General features: G+C 46.7%; 20 protein-coding genes and 1 pseudogene. 15 read left to right on the top strand and 6 right to left on the bottom strand.

The features are described 5' to 3' along the window. Positions 1-5 precede the first annotated feature (5 nt). Positions 6-1340 carry a 6-phospho-alpha-glucosidase gene (locus BN3656_RS04920; RefSeq protein ID WP_066544783.1) on the top strand — a complete coding sequence of 445 codons (1335 nt, stop codon included), beginning with the start codon at positions 6-8 and terminating at the stop codon, positions 1338-1340. An 81-nt stretch (positions 1341-1421) separates the two neighbouring features. Here the strand turns inward: BN3656_RS04920 and BN3656_RS04915 are convergent, their stop codons facing one another. After that, positions 1422-2468 (bottom strand): FUSC family protein, encoded by a 1047-nt coding sequence (locus BN3656_RS04915; RefSeq protein ID WP_066544781.1) that lies wholly within the window; start codon positions 2466-2468, stop codon positions 1422-1424. 152 nt (positions 2469-2620) lie between these two features. Between BN3656_RS04915 and BN3656_RS04910 the strand changes: the two genes are divergently transcribed. Further along, on the top strand, positions 2621-3607 hold the full coding sequence (locus BN3656_RS04910; RefSeq protein WP_066544776.1) for a Gfo/Idh/MocA family oxidoreductase: 987 nt from the start codon (positions 2621-2623) through the stop codon (positions 3605-3607). A gap of 46 nt (positions 3608-3653) precedes the next feature. Here the strand turns inward: BN3656_RS04910 and BN3656_RS04905 are convergent, their stop codons facing one another. Beyond that, complete coding sequence (locus BN3656_RS04905; protein ID WP_207653710.1) at positions 3654-4175, bottom strand: GntR family transcriptional regulator; 522 nt, start codon at positions 4173-4175, stop codon at positions 3654-3656. Positions 4176-4198: 23 nt separating this feature from the next. Between BN3656_RS04905 and BN3656_RS17075 the strand changes: the two are divergent. Further along, positions 4199-4576, top strand: a pseudogene (locus tag BN3656_RS17075) (group II intron reverse transcriptase/maturase); the annotation flags it as partial. Between the two features lie 95 nt (positions 4577-4671). Here BN3656_RS17075 and spoIIID read toward each other — a convergent pair. Next, positions 4672-4947 carry a sporulation transcriptional regulator SpoIIID gene (spoIIID, locus tag BN3656_RS04895; protein ID WP_066544770.1) on the bottom strand — a complete coding sequence of 92 codons (276 nt, stop codon included), beginning with the start codon at positions 4945-4947 and terminating at the stop codon, positions 4672-4674. Positions 4948-5109: 162 nt separating this feature from the next. On the opposite strand from spoIIID, the gene BN3656_RS04890 reads away from it, so the two are divergent. From BN3656_RS04890 to BN3656_RS04880, 4 genes are read left to right on the top strand one after another with little or no spacing between them, the layout of a single operon-like run. Next, positions 5110-5361: a DUF3791 domain-containing protein gene (locus BN3656_RS04890; RefSeq protein ID WP_347460628.1), complete on the top strand. Its 252-nt coding sequence runs from the start codon at positions 5110-5112 to the stop codon at positions 5359-5361. Then, complete coding sequence (locus tag BN3656_RS17070; protein WP_337434561.1) at positions 5358-5606, top strand: DUF3990 domain-containing protein; 249 nt, start codon at positions 5358-5360, stop codon at positions 5604-5606. Before BN3656_RS04890 ends, BN3656_RS17070 begins: the two co-directional genes overlap by 4 nt. Beyond that, complete coding sequence (locus BN3656_RS17065) at positions 5570-5788, top strand: DUF3990 domain-containing protein (protein ID WP_340274990.1); 219 nt, start codon at positions 5570-5572, stop codon at positions 5786-5788. Before BN3656_RS17070 ends, BN3656_RS17065 begins: the two co-directional genes overlap by 37 nt. Next, entirely contained in the window at positions 5703-5993 is a 291-nt protein-coding gene (locus BN3656_RS04880; protein WP_347460625.1) for a DUF3791 domain-containing protein, read from the top strand. Before BN3656_RS17065 ends, BN3656_RS04880 begins: the two co-directional genes overlap by 86 nt. A gap of 29 nt (positions 5994-6022) precedes the next feature. Here the strand turns inward: BN3656_RS04880 and BN3656_RS16610 are convergent, their stop codons facing one another. The 3 genes from BN3656_RS16610 to BN3656_RS04870 form a co-directional block, all read right to left on the bottom strand. Then, positions 6023-6181: a hypothetical protein gene (locus tag BN3656_RS16610; RefSeq protein WP_167544859.1), complete on the bottom strand. Its 159-nt coding sequence runs from the start codon at positions 6179-6181 to the stop codon at positions 6023-6025. A 75-nt stretch (positions 6182-6256) separates the two neighbouring features. Continuing rightward, positions 6257-6670 carry an EamA family transporter gene (locus BN3656_RS04875; protein ID WP_066544766.1) on the bottom strand — a complete coding sequence of 138 codons (414 nt, stop codon included), beginning with the start codon at positions 6668-6670 and terminating at the stop codon, positions 6257-6259. A 22-nt stretch (positions 6671-6692) separates the two neighbouring features. After that, the gene (locus tag BN3656_RS04870) at positions 6693-7727 is read right to left on the bottom strand and encodes a hypothetical protein (RefSeq protein ID WP_096807393.1); all 1035 of its coding nucleotides are present in this window, start codon (positions 7725-7727) and stop codon (positions 6693-6695) included. A 171-nt stretch (positions 7728-7898) separates the two neighbouring features. Here BN3656_RS04870 and BN3656_RS04865 point away from each other — a divergent pair, with 171 nt between their 5' ends. From BN3656_RS04865 to BN3656_RS04830, 8 genes are all read left to right on the top strand, one after another. Then, positions 7899-8924 (top strand): branched-chain amino acid aminotransferase, encoded by a 1026-nt coding sequence (locus BN3656_RS04865; protein ID WP_066544763.1) that lies wholly within the window; start codon positions 7899-7901, stop codon positions 8922-8924. A gap of 94 nt (positions 8925-9018) precedes the next feature. Then, entirely contained in the window at positions 9019-9411 is a 393-nt protein-coding gene (locus BN3656_RS04860) for a protease complex subunit PrcB family protein (RefSeq protein ID WP_242962950.1), read from the top strand. Positions 9412-9508: 97 nt separating this feature from the next. Beyond that, complete coding sequence (gene cysE, locus BN3656_RS04855; RefSeq protein WP_066544759.1) at positions 9509-10201, top strand: serine O-acetyltransferase; 693 nt, start codon at positions 9509-9511, stop codon at positions 10199-10201. After that, complete coding sequence (locus BN3656_RS04850; protein WP_066544757.1) at positions 10198-11061, top strand: ATP-binding protein; 864 nt, start codon at positions 10198-10200, stop codon at positions 11059-11061. The genes cysE and BN3656_RS04850 overlap by 4 nt, the downstream gene beginning before the upstream one ends. Positions 11062-11116: 55 nt before the next feature. Then, positions 11117-12736 carry an SPOCS domain-containing protein gene (locus BN3656_RS04845; RefSeq protein WP_347460621.1) on the top strand — a complete coding sequence of 540 codons (1620 nt, stop codon included), beginning with the start codon at positions 11117-11119 and terminating at the stop codon, positions 12734-12736. Between the two features lie 206 nt (positions 12737-12942). Then, the gene (larA, locus tag BN3656_RS04840) at positions 12943-14229 is read left to right on the top strand and encodes a nickel-dependent lactate racemase (protein WP_066544755.1); all 1287 of its coding nucleotides are present in this window, start codon (positions 12943-12945) and stop codon (positions 14227-14229) included. Between the two features lies 1 nt (position 14230). After that, positions 14231-14542: a UxaA family hydrolase gene (locus BN3656_RS04835; RefSeq protein WP_066544754.1), complete on the top strand. Its 312-nt coding sequence runs from the start codon at positions 14231-14233 to the stop codon at positions 14540-14542. Then, positions 14539-15720 (top strand): UxaA family hydrolase, encoded by a 1182-nt coding sequence (locus tag BN3656_RS04830; protein WP_066544753.1) that lies wholly within the window; start codon positions 14539-14541, stop codon positions 15718-15720. Before BN3656_RS04835 ends, BN3656_RS04830 begins: the two co-directional genes overlap by 4 nt. Positions 15721-15747: the final 27 nt, after the last annotated feature.

Genomic DNA, 15747 nt, shown 5'->3' with positions numbered 1-15747 from the left:
CAGATATGGCAAAGAAAGCATTTGATGTAGTAATCGCAGGTGGCGGAAGCACCTATACACCGGGAATCGTGAAAATGATGCTGGAGCACCAGGAGGATTTTCCGTTAAATTCCGTTACCCTTTACGACAATGACGGGGAGCGTCAGGCTGTCATCGGGGAAGCGCTGGAGATACTGATGAAGGAGGAAGCACCTCACATTCATTTCTCCTACACCACAGATCCTGCGGAAGCATTTACAGGAAAGGATTTCTGTATGGCACATATCCGTGTGGGAAAATACGCCATGCGCCAGTTAGATGAGAGAATCCCCTTAAAGTATGGTGTGGTTGGTCAGGAAACCTGCGGACCGGGCGGTATTGCCTACGGTATGAGAAGCATCACCGGTATGCTGGAGATCATTGACTATATGGTAAAATATTCTCCTGAGTGCTGGATGTTAAACTACTCCAATCCGGCTGCTATCGTGGCAGAGGCCTGCCGGGTACTGCGTCCCGATGCAAGAGTCATCAATATCTGCGATATGCCCGTAGGAACCAGAAGAAGAATGGCCTATATCGTGGGAAAAGAGTATGATGATCTGGATGTGCGCTATTTCGGCCTGAACCATTTCGGCTGGTGGACCAGCGTAAAGGATAAGACCACAGGCGAGGATTATATGCCAAAGCTCTTAGAGTATGTGTCTGAAAACGGTTACCTTACTCAGAAGGCCATTGAGACTCAGCACATGGATGAGAGCTGGCAGGCAACCCACAGAAAGGCAAAGGACCTTCTGGCACTGGATCCCCAGTTTTTACCAAATACTTATCTGAAATATTATCTTTATCCCGACTATGTGGTAGAACATTCCGACCCAAACCACACCCGCGCCGACGAGGTGATCGAAGGCCGTGAGAAAGAGGTATTCGGCGCAGCCAGAGAGATCATCCGCAAGGGTACGGCCACCGGCGGCGAGTTTACCGTGGACAATCACGCTTCCTTTATCGTGTCTCTGGCAAAGGCTATCGCCTACAACACCCATGAGATCATGCTGTGCATCGTGGAGAACAAGGGCGCGATCAGCAACTTTGACTCCGACGCCATGGTAGAGGTTCCCTGTGTAGTAGGAAGTAACGGTCCTGAGGCTATGTGCCAGGGCGAGATCCCCACCTTTGAGCGCGGGATGATGCAGGAGCAGCTGGCAGTTGAGAAGCTTGTGGTAGAGGCTTATGTAGAGAAGAGCTACTTAAAGCTGTGGCAGGCTCTTACTCTGTCCAAGACCGTGCCAAGCGCCGGTGTGGCAAAGCAGATCCTGGATGAGCTTATTGTGGCAAATAAGGAGTATTGGCCGGAGCTTAAGTAATATTTTAAAATGAAAAACAGCTCAGGGTGTGCTGCCTGAAAATGGCGGCGGCCCTTGGGCTGTTTTTTGATTTTCCATATTCTATTCCCTGCAGAAAAGCCGGTCGGAAGCCCTGTCAATGAGACTGCCCATCAGAGCTGTATAGAAGGCAGCGCCTGCATTGGTTGCAATGCGCAGGATCACAGCGCCGGCTGCACCGAAAAGTCCGGAGGCAATGGAGAGGGCGCCGAAGGTATTAAATACCGTCTGCCAGGGGTATCCGGCAGAGTATCCCACTCCGATGCCGCCTAAAAGTCCGATCATGGGATGGAGTTCTTTGGGCAGAACGGCATAGATTACAAGAAAGATCATGCATCCCAGGATGTTGTAGATCCAGCGTATGTGAGCCCGTTTTACAAGATCCTTCTGGAAGGGAAGGCACACGGACATACAGGCAATTCCGGCCCACATGGCCCGTGGGATACCGAGAAGAGATGCAATTAAAAGTACCGTAGATACACATAAGGTCAGCTTGATATACCACCGATTTCTCAGGGAGCGGGGATCAAATTCGTGGAACAGATCCTTAAATTCTCTTTTGTGAAGCCGGTGTTTCTGATTTTTATAAAATACTGCCATACATAAAAGCATACCCACAAAAAGCCCGGCCGTACGCATCATCCAGGAATAGCCGCTTACATCATAGCCCTGAAGAATCAGATAGGACAGCACAAAGGTAGAATGGTTGGACATGATTACATTGTGGCAGCCTAAAAGCATCAAAAGCAGGATGCAGATCAGATTGATAAAAAAGGCGGCAAAGGGAGATACCATATTGGACAGTCTGGGGCCGGTCATGAGAATGCCAAAGATGCCGACAATACATAAAAGCCCGTGAGAGGTATGGATTCCAAAATCGGCCTGGCGCAGCACTAAAAGAGCCAGCAGCACAACTACTCCGGCGATACTGTTTTCATTTCCAAATATCATACTGAACAGCGTGACGGCGGCAAAGCAGAAGGCGACAACCAGATAGACCTTGAAGTTGTAGATAAGAATGTGGCGCATACGTTCCTTTTTGTCCCGGGTGATCCGGATCAGGGCTTTGGAACCAGCGGAATTTAATTGCAGTTCCTGATAAAATGTCATTTGTAAAAACCTCCTTATAACTCGAAAATGGACAGTACAGAAAATTATAACTGTTTTTGAAGAGGGATACAAGAGCAAAATTGACAGGCTGTCATGTGATTATTATAATAGGGAAAGAAAATGATAATTCTGAAAAAACAGGAGGTCAGCCTATGAAGTGGGGAATTTTGGCAACAGGAAATATTGCAGGAAAGTTTGCGCAAACCGTAGGGAAAATGGAAAAGGAGGAGCAGATTGTGGCCGTAGGCTCCCGGAGTCTGGAGCGGGGAAAGGAATTTGCAGAAAAATATGGAATCAGTACCTATTATGCCTCCTATGAGGAGCTTCTGGCAGACCGGCAGGTAGAAGCAGTTTATGTGGCTACGCCCAACCGTCTGCATTTTGAGGATTGTAAGAAATGTCTGGAGGCGGGAAAGCACGTTTTGTGCGAGAAGCCTCTGACAACGAAAAGAGAAGAGTCGGAAGAGCTGTACCGGCTGGCAGAGGAAAAAGGATTATTTCTTATGGAAGCATTCTGGATTCGATTCCTGCCGCTCTATGATAAAATGAGAGAGCTTCTGGCTGAGGGTGTGATTGGAGAGCTTCAGAAGGCGGAATGCCGGTACGGCTTTGAAGCCTCGGGAATCCGCAGAACACGGAAGCTTACGCCGGAGCTGGGAGGCGGAGCCCTGATGGATATAGGTATCTACAATCTGGGCTTTATACAGATGGTTTTAAATATGGTTCCGGAACGCATTGAAACGGAAATGAAGCTGAATGAGCTGGGGACCGATGACTACAGCAGCCTGACTCTCTGGTATCCGGGAGGCGTACGGGCTGATTCGGTTCAGGCTACAGACCGTCTGATTGAGAGAAACGCAGTGATCACAGGTACAAAAGGAAGCATTTTCCTTCCCGATTTTCAGCATGCGGTGAAAATGACCGTGCAGCCTCTGGATAAAGAGGCCTGGGATGTGGAGCTTCCTGTAGAGATCAACGGCTTTGAGTATGAAATCCGCGAAGTATCCCGCTGCGTGGCAGAGGGAAAGAGCTTCAGCCGGATACACAGCCCTCAGGACAGCATAGCGCTGATCCGGCTGATGGATGAGATCCGGCAGATATGGAGAGAGCGGTACGGAGAAAATGGATATAGAGGTTAAGCATAGTATCTTTTTACTGCGTCAGTCGTTCTGTGTTTTTTGACAATTATTTGAGGGCATATTTGAATTTGTCCCCGCGAACAACCTGTTTCGAGATGTGCAAAGGGGTTCCGCTGCTGTCATACACAAGGTCTTCTACAAGCATTAATGCAGAACCTCTTGGTACATCGAGAAGTTCGGATTCTTCCTGAGATGCATAACATAGTTCGATAGTTTTACTTCCATTATAGGGAATAATATTGTAATCGTTTTGCAAAATGGAATACAGAGATCCATTTAAATCTTTATGTTCCAGAGAATCAAATTTTTGAGAAAACCAGGATGTTTCTACACAAATTGGCACATGATCTACAATTCGAAGACGTTCGATCATAATAAGCGGCTCCTGCGTAGCCATTTCAAAAAAATGCATTTGGTGTTCTGTGGGGGTAGTATGAGTAACGCGAATTGTTTTTGTTACAAGCGTTTTTCCCATAGATGTAACGTTTTCCGTAAAACTTAAAAATGTTGAATTGCTGATTTTTGATTTTGCAGCAGCAACAAATGTACCTTTTCCGTGGGCTTTCACAAGAAGTTTTTCAGAAACCAAAACAGGGCATTTATGTCCGAGTACATCCGAAGTCATGGAAGAAGTTTAAGTCGAGACTGAAAGAGTTATCTTCCCGTAGGTCATGTCAGTCAATCAAGCCGAGCCTTGGAAAAATCAAAGTGTATGCGAGGGGATGGCTCTATCACAGAATACGTATGTGTATATGGAAACAGTGGAAGAAACCTAGAACAAAATATAAGAATCTAGTCAAGCTGGGAATTCCAGAACACTATGCGGCAACAATAGCAAACAGTCGCAGAAAGTATTGGTATATCAGTAATAACAAAGCTGTGATTTGGGCGCTGAATAAAGAAAGACTGATAAACAGTGGCTATTATGATTTAGCCACAGCCTACCAGTCTGTGCACGTCAACTATTGAAAGCGCCGTATACCGAACGGTACGTACGGTGCTGTGAGAGGACGGCGGTTAATCACCGCCTCCTACTCGATTATGTAGTACACATAAGTATTTGTTTAGCTGTTCTCTTTACTGCAGATTGCCAGCCGATGCTGGTATTTTTCCTTTGTAGCCAGTCCGCCCCGGATATGCCGTTCGGATTTGTTGATGTCCAGCACTACTCTGGCCTGGGCGGCGAGGGATGGGTTGATGTGTTCCAAACGATCGGTGACATCCTTATGTACCGTAGACTTGGAAATTCCAAACCGTCTGGCTGTCTGGCGCACGGTAGCGTTGTGGTCGATAATGTAATTCGCAATAGCAATGGCCCGTTCTTCAATATATTCCTTCATGGTATTTCACCCTGAGAACGTTTTTACCATCATATTACAAGCTGTGGTATTTTATGCATTGGGGAGATAGCCAAAAGCAGAAGGTTGTCATATACTTGTTCCATGGAAATTAAAAGTATACAGAAGTATTTACTTTAACCTCAAGATGCTGAGATCAAAAATATGAATGACGGAGGGGAGCTGACGATGTTGGATGATATAAAAATAAAAAATACCGATGAACTGGAATTTGCTGTTTTCTGCATTGAAAATATTGCAATGAGTCTGAAAAAATGGTATCGAGCTTTGACAGAAAAGAGCGATATTTTAAACAGTTATGTTATACCGGAGTATGAGATGCTTCATACCCAGAGCAAAGAATATATTGTGGACGATATTATTAATCTTATAGAAGAAATGGGTATCCAATTATGATTTTATATCATGGTTCATATTTGGAAGTTCAAACTCCGGATTTAGTACATTCCAGAGAGAATCTTGATTTTGGGCGTGGTTTTTATACAACACCACTTTATGAACAGGCAATAAAGTGGTATGAAAGATTTAAGCGGCGCGGGAAAAGAGGAATTGTTTCTCACTACAGTTTTGACGAATCAGCTTATCAGAGACTTAAAATTCTGAAATGCAGAAGGGGAATGATGCAACCGATTACGATATAGTGATTGGCGGTGCTGCAAATGATAAAGTATTTAATACTGTTGAACTTTACTTTGATAATTTAATTGATAAGAAGGAAGCGATTCGCCGATTGCGTTATGAAAAACCAAACCTGCAGATGTGCCTGCGTACACAAACGGTTCTTGATGAGTATCTGCATTATGAAGGGAGTGAACAGATTTGACAGCCAATCCGATTTTGCTGCAAAAAAATATGCCCGGATCATTGAGCGATTTTCGAAAAAGAAAAATCTGTCTTTCGATGAAGCCCTGAAATTTTTCTATTGTTCTGCTCTTTATCCTTTACTCCGTGAAGGGGTATCAGATTTACATTGTATGAGCGATGAGTATTTGACAGAAGAACTGATTTTTGAGTATGAAGAAACATGATATACAAATGAACAGAGCGTCTATTTATCTTATAGAGGGTGGATAGACGCTTTGTATTTTTGGTTTAATTCCCCTACCACAGGCTGAAAACTGATCGCCAGGATATCCTTTATGCGGTTTATGCTGGCTGTCATACCGTTGGAAATCCATTTCCGGTTGTTGTACAGCATATGAGTTTTCTTTAACATAATCGTCACCTTTCCAATTTGATTTTATTTTTACTTATAGATTTTCTGGAGAGGTAAAAAGCTTCAGCAGTATACCTATAATACCATTACCAACGTCCCGGCTCCAATAAGAATACACCCTATGAGCGACTTTGCGGTAAAATCTTCATGGAGAAAGACAAAAGCAAGGATCAGCGTCATCACAACGCTGAGTTTATCCACAGGAACAACTTTTGAGGCGTCTCCCAGCTGTAATGCACGGTAGTAGCAGAGCCAGGAGGCGCCGGTGGCAAGGCCGGACAGGATGAGAAAAATCCAGCTTTTTCTTCCAATCGAAAAAATTCCGTTTTGAGCATGGGTAAGAAATACCATTCCCCAGGCCATCACTACGACTACAACGGTCCGGATGGCGGTTGCCAGATTTGAATTTACTCCATCGATTCCAAGTTTTGCCAAAATGGAAGTAAGGGCCGCAAAGAGAGCGGACAGCAGCGCGAAAAACAGCCACATATAAGTGTATCCTCCATTCCTTTTATAAATAAAAGCTCTCCGGAAATTCCCCATGCTCCATCAGATATTCATATATTTCCATCAGAGATTTCCTCAGAGAAATTCCTTGATTCAAAGCCGTTTTGTACTCCCGCACCCAGTGATTTTTAAGATCATAGAAAAACATATGGCTTAGCAGTACGTAATATAAGATCTCTTTATCCGGTTCCAGATACTTTTCCTTAAAATCCCTGATCCCCTCCTCATATTCGTACAGAGAGAAATGGATCATCAGAATCAGAGTAGTTAAGCTGTTTTTCTGTTCACGGTCGGAATAACGTATGCTGACAATTTTCTGTCTCAGTTTTTTTGCCTCTGCAATCGCAGTTTCCTTCATATCTGCAGTCTTTAAATTTGCAGCAAGGACAGAAAGAAGGGATCCAGAAAGCATATCATAGCTTAATCCGCTTAATGTGGAAATTTCTTCCATTTTGCAGATGCGTTCACTGGTGACTCCGCAGGCAAAACTTTTTTTGATCACAAGATCCAGAAGTTCATTCTGCCTCATTCCGATGGACTGGAAAGGATCGGTTGTACTGAAAATATAATAGCAGCAGCCGTAACACAGCATACGGTACAGCTTTTCCAGAAGAAGAGCCGCAGTCTCAGCCTCCTCCCCTTCTGTATAATGATCCCGAAGGGTTTTAATATAGTTTTTCACCTTAAAACGCCATTTGGGCCGCTCATGCTTTGGAACGAAGCGGTTTGGGGCAAAATAATTCTGTGCATAGGCATTTTCAAGAAAAAGTTCAATCTCTGATTCCAGGGCTCCAAGATCCGGGGCTTTTTTTACTTTAGAGGGGGAAGAGGCCTTGCCTGTTCCATTTTCTTTGAAATGCTCCGGAACAGACAGAACCAGGGGGTCAATGTCCTTTTCCTCTTTTATTTTCTTCGGGATCGCTTTGTACAGTTCTGCGGTCAGATAGCGCAGCTCTTCTATGGAATATGTTTCTATTTGTTTTCTGAACTCAGGAAGTTTCATCGATAAAGTCCTTTCTGCCGTTTCTGACTGTATCATAGAACACTGCTGGAAGGATGTCAATTCTATCCAAAGGTATTTCCGGTACGGGTTATACCTTCCATATCCGAATGATATACCCATCCTCCTGTTTTGACGTTGATTTTCTGATTTAATAAGTCTATAATGTCTGTAAAATAAATTCCAAGGACAGGAATGGAGGAAGCAGCTATGGAAAAAAAGAATCTGGACTGGGGTAATATCGGTTTCAGTTATGTGCCCACAGATATGCGATATGTAGCAGATTATAAGAATGGAGTATGGGGAGAGGGACGGCTGACGGCTGATTCAACGGTAGTGCTCAATGAATGTGCAGGCATTTTACAGTACTGCCAGGAGTGCTTTGAGGGATTAAAGGCGTATACCACAGAGGACGGCAGCATCGTTACCTTCCGTCCGGACTTAAATGCAGAGCGCATGATGGACTCTGCCAGACGTCTGGAGATGCCTGTGTTTCCTAAAGAGCGTTTTCTGGAAGCTCTGGATCAGGTGGTAAAGGCAAATGCGGCCTGGGTTCCGCCTTACGGCAGCGGAGCAACCCTGTATATACGCCCCTATATGTTTGCTTCTGGTCCTGTGATCGGCGTTAAGCCGTCTGATGAGTATCAGTTTAGAATGTTTGTGACGCCAGTGGGTCCTTATTTTAAGGGCGGAGCGAAGCCGATTACCATCTGCGTCAGTGATTTTGACCGTGCGGCTCCTCATGGAACGGGTCATGTAAAGGCTGGATTAAATTACGCCATGAGCCTTCATGCCCATGAAACGGCTCATGCCAATGGATTTGATGAAAATATGTTCCTGGATCCGGCCACCAGAACGTATGTAGAGGAAACCGGCGGAGCTAATTTCATCTTTATTACAAAGGACGGAGAGGTTGTTACGCCTAAATCCAATTCCATTCTCCCGTCTATTACGAGACGTTCTCTCATGTATGTGGCAGAACATTATCTGGGCTTAAAGGTAACACAGAGACCTGTAAAGCTGGAAGAATTAAAGGAATTTGCAGAATGCGGCCTCTGCGGAACCGCGGCTGTGATCTCCCCTGTAGGAAAGGTTAATGACCATGGCAAGGAAATCTGCTTCCCAAGTGGTATGGAGGAGATGGGTCCTGTTACAAAGAAGCTGTATGATACGCTGACCGGTATCCAGATGGGACGCATTGAGGCGCCAGAAGGATGGATCCGTAAAATAATGTAAGGGTCGCAGACAGGCCTCCCGGAATATACTGATAACAGATGGTATATTTCGGGAGGTTTTTGCAGATATGAAACGAGTTTTAAGGATTCTTTGGATGACGGGACTGATTCTTTCTCTTGCTGCAGGCTTTACAGGCTGTTCCGTTTCAAAGGAAAACAGGGATAAGGTGCGGGATCTGGAATTTCAGACTGTCCCTTCAGAGGAGCTGCCTGAAGAACTTTCAAAGCTGATTTCAGAAAAGGTGTCCCAGCCCTTTAAGCTGACTTACACGGATGATAAGAACCTGTACATAGCGGTAGGATATGGGGCCCAGCCTACAGGGGGATACAGTATCAGCATAAGAGAACTTTATCTGACGGAAAATTCGATTGTCCTTGCAACGGAGCTGATGGGGCCGGAAAAGGGGGAAGATCCGGGCACGGAGAAGTCCTTCCCCTATATTGTACTGCGGACAGAGCTTTTAGAGGAGCCGGTTATTTTTAAGTAGAAAGAAAATCCTTTTTTTCGCCGGGATCATATGCTATACTACATCAAAATGCGTTATGAATCAAAATGGATGCATTTTGGAAAGGTTGGTAGCAGAAATGATCTTAAAGGATATTTGGCTGGATATAAAGGCAGTGCAGGAGCGGGATCCGGCGGCCCGCAGTGCGCTTGAGGTTCTTTTGCTGTATCAGGGCATTCATGCTTTGATCTGGCATCGGTTTGCCCACTGGTTTTACCAGCATAAAATGTTTTTTATTGCCAGGCTTATTTCACAGATAGCCCGTTTCTTTACGCTGATCGAGATCCATCCGGGCGCTACGCTGGGACGCGGGATTCTGATCGACCACGGAAGCGGTGTGGTCATCGGAGAGACGGCAGTGGTGGGAGATAACTGCACTATTTACCAGGGAGTTACGCTGGGTGGCGTGGGAACTAAAAAGGGAAAACGTCATCCAACTCTTGGAAATAACGTTATGGTAGGCGCAGGAGCTAAGATTTTAGGCGCCTTTGAGGTGGGAGACAACTGTTCTATTGCCGCCAATGCGGTGCTTTTAAAGCCCTTGGAGGACAATGTAACAGCCGTGGGAATTCCGGCCCGTCCCATAAAAAAGGACGGCGTTACCCTGCCGAAAAAGCGGGAAACTATGACGTTAGAGGAATACGAGCAGATGAAGAACCAGATCCGGATGATGACTCAGGAGATTACGCAGCTGAAGGAAACGGTAAAGCTTCTTTCACAGAAATCCGTATCCGGAAATGAGAAAACAGAAGGAGAAAGCACACAGGGATGAAGCAGGAAGCCCCTTACGTTAATATAGAACGGAGTATTATAAAAGAATACAGAAAAACCATCTGGAGGCCCTTTGTAAAGGGGCTTCAGGAATATGAGATGATTCAGGACGGGGACCGGGTGGCTGTGTGCATTTCCGGAGGAAAGGACTCCATGCTGCTTGCCAAGTGCCTGCAGCAGTTAAAGCGCCAGAGTGATACGAAGTTTGAACTGGAATTTATTGTGATGGATCCGGGATATCAGCCGGAAAACAGGAAGCTCATTGAGGAAAATGCAGCTCTTATGAATATCCCTGTGCGGATCTTTGACTCGGATATTTTTGATATTGTGGTGGATGTGGATCAGTCCCCCTGTTACCTCTGCGCCAGAATGCGGAGGGGTTACCTCTATTCCCATGCAAAGGAGCTGGGCTGCAATAAGATCGCACTGGGACACCATTTTGATGATGTGATCGAAACCATTCTTATGGGGATCCTTTACGGCGGCCAGATCAATACCATGATGCCAAAGCTTCACAGCACCAACTTTTCAGGTATGGAGCTCATACGGCCTTTGTATTTTGTAAAGGAAGAGGATATTTTGGCCTGGAGGGACAGCAACCACCTTCATTTCCTCCAATGTGCCTGCCGGTTTACGGAGCAGATCGCAAAAGAACGGGCGGCTGCCGGGGAAGCGGTGAACGGTGGTGATATTGTCCATACTTCCAAGCGCCAGGAGATGAAGGAGCTTATCGCAAGGCTTAGGAAAAACAGCCCCTTTATTGATGCGAATATCATGAAAAGTGTGGAAAATATCAATCTGGATGCCTGTCTGGGCTATGTCCAGAAGGGTGTGCGGCACCATTTTTTGGAAACTTATTGAGAGTTATATTTAACCTGCCATTTGCATAGATTCTTTTTATAAGAGACTATGAGGGATGGCAGGTGTTTTTATGGAGCTTATAAAGAAACAGATACATATGAACCAGTGGAAAGGAAATGTGGCTACTCAGATCACCCTGGATGATGATTTTATTGTGCCTGACACCATGGACGATATGGAGCAGGTTATGCTGGATAATGGAGAGATCCAGGCGGAGCAGGTAAAGCCTATGGGGGATAAGGTAAATGTAAAGGGACGTCTGGAATTTCAGGTTCTGTACCGCAGGGAGGGGGGCGGACTGCAGACGCTGGGAGGCAGCATTCCTTTTGAGGAGATGATCAATGTTCCCCAGTTAGAGGATAAGGATACAGTGAGTCTGTCCTGGACGCTGGATGACCTGAATACCAATATGATCCATTCCCGAAAACTGGGAGTTCAGGCGATCGTTACCCTTCAAGTGCGGATTGAGGCATCAAAAGATACAGAAGCTGCCGTGGATGTAAAGCAGGGGGGGACGGATACAGAGGCCTATACAGGGGCTGCGGAGAATCATGGGGAAATGCCGGTTGAAACCCTAAAGCGCCGGAGGACGGCCGCATCTATGGCAGTATGCAGAAAGGATACCTATCGGATTCGGGAGGCAGTAGGGCTTACAGGCGGAAAGCCGGGGATCGGCCGCCTTTTATGGAAAGAAATGAAGCTGCGGGCTGTATCGGTAAAGCCTCTTGACGGCACTCTGCATCTGGAAGGGGAGCTCACGGTATTTGTGATCTATGAGGCGGAGGATGATACAATGCCTGTGCAGTGGCTGGAGGAAACGATCCCGTTTTCAGGAGAAATGGAGGCAGAGGGAGTAAAGGAGGATCAGATCCCCATGATTACGGTCCGGCTTTCCCATCGGGAGATCGAGGCAAAACCGGATTATGACGGAGAGATGCGGGAACTGGAGATTGACGGGGTTCTTGAGCTGGATATCCGTCTGTATGAGGAACTGGAAACAGAGCTTTTAAGCGATGTATATTCCAACAGCCGGGAATTGACGCCGGAGCGTAGGGAAACGGTGTTTGACCGGATCCTTACACGAAATGTATGCCGTTCCAGAATCGGAGAAAAAGTGAAGCTTCCCCAGGGAGAGCGGATTTTACAGATCTGTCATCACAGCGGAACCATAAAACTGGATGAGGTAGAACCGGGAGAGGACTGCTTAAAGATAGAGGGGGTTTTGGAGGTGACACTTCTTTATCTTACCAGTGATGACCAGGCTCCGGTTCAGCCGGCAGTAGAGCAGATTCCCTTTAAATGTACGGCAGAGGCCAGAGGGATCCGGGAAGACAGCGTATATCAGCTGGATGCGGGGCTGGAACAGCTCACAGCCGTGATGATGGGCGGAGATATGGTGGAAATTAAGGCTGTGGCAGTGCTGGACTTCCTGGTTCTGCAGCCTGTAAAGGAACAGGTGATCACAGGTATCTCTTCCGGCCCTCTGGATTTAAAGAAGCTTCAGGAGCTGCCGGGAATTGCGGGATACATTGTTCAGCCCGGTGACAGTCTCTGGATGATCGCTAAAAAATTCCATACGACCATCAGTCACATCATATCAGCCAATGAACTGGCGGACGAGGAGATTAAGGCCGGGCAGAGGCTTCTTCTGGTAAAAGAGGTGGCAAGGGGATAAAAAAGGAAACAGACTGTTCATGGAAAAGTAATTCTATGGAGGGTCTGTTTTTTATGACAGTCATATGTGTAAAAATATCAAAAAAAGTTGAAAACAAAATAAAATATTGGAAAATATTGACATTAAGCTGCAAATGCAATAGAATGAAAAAGTAGACAGTCGACAATTTAAAAAGACGGATTAAAATTCAGGGAAGGTGATGAAGTTTGAAGACTATTAAGATTCCATATTACACTTCCAGTCTAGATCTCCATGTGGATGAAAAAAATCTGGAGGCGGTGATCACGGCTCGCACAGATGAATACGAGGCAGGAAAGAGTGAGGAGGAGCTGGTAAAGGAGGCGCTGGAGCATCCCATCGGAACACCCAGGCTCAGTGAACTGGCAAAGGGAAAGAACCGGATCGTGCTTGTTACCTCAGACCACACCAGGGCCGTACCAAGTAAACTGACTCTGCCTTTGCTTCTGGCAGAGATCCGCAAAGGAAATCCGGACGCAGATATTACGATTCTGATCGCTACCGGCCTTCACCGTCCTACCACAGAGGCAGAGCAGCGCAGGATGTTTGGCGATCCGATCGTAGACCATGAGAAGATTGCGGTAAATAAGGCATTTGAGCCGGATGATTTTGCCTATGTGACCGGTCTTCCCTCCGGAGCGGAGCTGTGGGTAAACAAACTGGCCTTAGACTGCGATCTGCTGATTACGGAAGGATTTATTGAGCCGCATTTCTTTGCCGGCTTTTCAGGAGGACGAAAGAGTATCCTGCCGGGTATCTGCAATGCGGCAACCGTAAATGAAAACCATTCCTACAAGGCCATTTCCAGTCCCTATGCTGCTACAGGCGTTTTGGAGCACAATCCCATCCATGAGGATATGGTGTATGCGGCCAGAGCAGTGAATGTTCAGTTTATCTTAAATGTAGCATTAAATGGGGAGAAAAAGGTAATTGCAGCCTTTGCAGGAGATCTGGAAAAGGCTCATGAAAAAGGCGTGGAGTTTGTCCGCGGTCTGGCTCAGTGTCCGGGCATGACGGGAGATATCGTTATCACCTCAAACGGCGGTTATCCTCTGGATCAGAACCTGTATCAGAGTCCCAAGGCAGTGGCCACAGCAGAGGCCTGCTGTAAAGACGGCGGAGTTATCATCATGTGTGCCTCCTGCTTTGACGGTATGGGCGGCACTCATTTTGAAAAGTTGATCGTTCAGGGAACGGTGGATGAAATTGATGCTTATTTGTCAAAGATTCCTCCCAGAGAGACGATCCCGGAGCAGTGGTGTGCACAGATCTATTCCAGGATCTTAAAGAAGCATAAGGTGATTCTTGTGACCACCTATCTGGATCATGAGATGGTACGCAAAGCCAATATGATCCCGGCCTCTTCGCCGGATGAGGCTCTTGAAATGGCCTATGAGATGATGGGACGGGACGCAAGGGTGATTGTTATTCCCGATGGCGTGGCAGTGCTGGCAGTAAAGGAACAGGAGGACTAAGATGGAGCTTAAGCTGGCGTTAAAGGTAGACGATCTGGACAATGTAGCTACCATTTTTGCCGATGATATCACAGACGGCACGGTGGTAGAGGTCCGGGATAAAAAGGGGCAGAAGGAAGAAATCTGCGTCCATGGGGATGTTCCCTACGGTCACAAGATCGCAGTGACGGACATTCCGAAGGGAGCTCATATTATGAAATATGGAGAATCCATTGGAGCGGCGAGCACGGATATCAAAAAGGGTGATTATGTCCATGTGCATAACCTGGATGCATTAAGAGGCAGAGGCGATCTGGAGGAGGTGGAGCAATGAGCGAATATACATTTCAGGGATATCGGAGAGCCAATGGAAAGGTTGGCGCCCGCAATCTGGTAGCTGTGATCCCCAGCGTTATCTGTGCTAATGACGTAGGCCAGGCAATCTGCCGTCAGGTGCAGGGAACCATCGGATATTTTCATCATCAGGGCTGCTGCCAGCTTCCCATTGACTTAAAGAGAGTGACGGACACCCTTTCCAATCTGGGACAGAGCCCCAATGTGGGAGCGGCGCTGATCGTCAGCCTGGGCTGTGAGGGAACAGACCACGAGCGGATGGTGGAAGAAATACGGGCAGCCGGAAAACCGGTAGAGATTATCCGGATCCAGGAGCTGGGAGGAACCTCCAGGGCAATCCAGGCCGGAATTGATGCGGCTCAGAGACTGGTTCAGGAGATTTCCGGACTGCAGAGGGAAACGGTTGATATTTCTGAGGTAGTCATGGCAATTAAATGCGGTGCTTCCGATACTACCTCCGGTATGGCTTCCAACTGCGTGATTGGTTATGTGGCAGATAAGCTGGTAGACCTGGGAGCAACTGTGGTATTTGGGGAAACCACAGAATTCTTAGGCGGCGAGCACATTCTTGCTAAACGGGCAGTAGGCGGAGAAAACGGCCCCATAGGCCAGAAAATCTATGAAATCGTAGATCGGATGGAAAAACGGGCTAAATCTGTAGGAGAGGATATGAGAGGCGGTCAGCCTACACCGGGCAATATTGCAGGAGGACTTTCCAGTATTGAGGAAAAGAGCCTGGGAGCGATCGTAAAATCCGGCCATCGGCCGATCCAGGGAGTTTTAGAATATTGTGACCGGGTAGACGGACAGAAGGGGCTGTGGATCAAGGATGCTCCGGGACGGGAACCGGAGATTCTGACCGGAATGGCGGCCACGGGAGCGCAGTTTATGATGTTCTCCACTGGAAGAGGAGCACCTCAGGGCTTTCCGTCCATGCCTGTAATCAAGATCTGCGGCAATCCTCATACATATGAGCGGATGCAGCACGATATGGATCTGAATGCAGGACGGATCATTCAGGGGGAAAAGACGATCGAGGAGGTAGGAGAAGAGGCCTTCCGTCTGATGCTGGATGTTCTTTCAGGAAAAATGACAAAGAACGAGGCACTGGGCTATTACGGATCCATGGATATTTTCTGCCTGGGTCCTGTAATCTGATATTTGGGGTTTAATCATGTAAGGGGG

Source organism: Clostridium sp. AT4 (genome assembly GCF_001517625.2).
In the GTDB taxonomy this organism is placed as follows: Bacteria; Bacillota; Clostridia; order Lachnospirales; family Lachnospiraceae; genus Enterocloster.
This window is presented reverse-complemented; position numbering and strand designations above follow the sequence as displayed.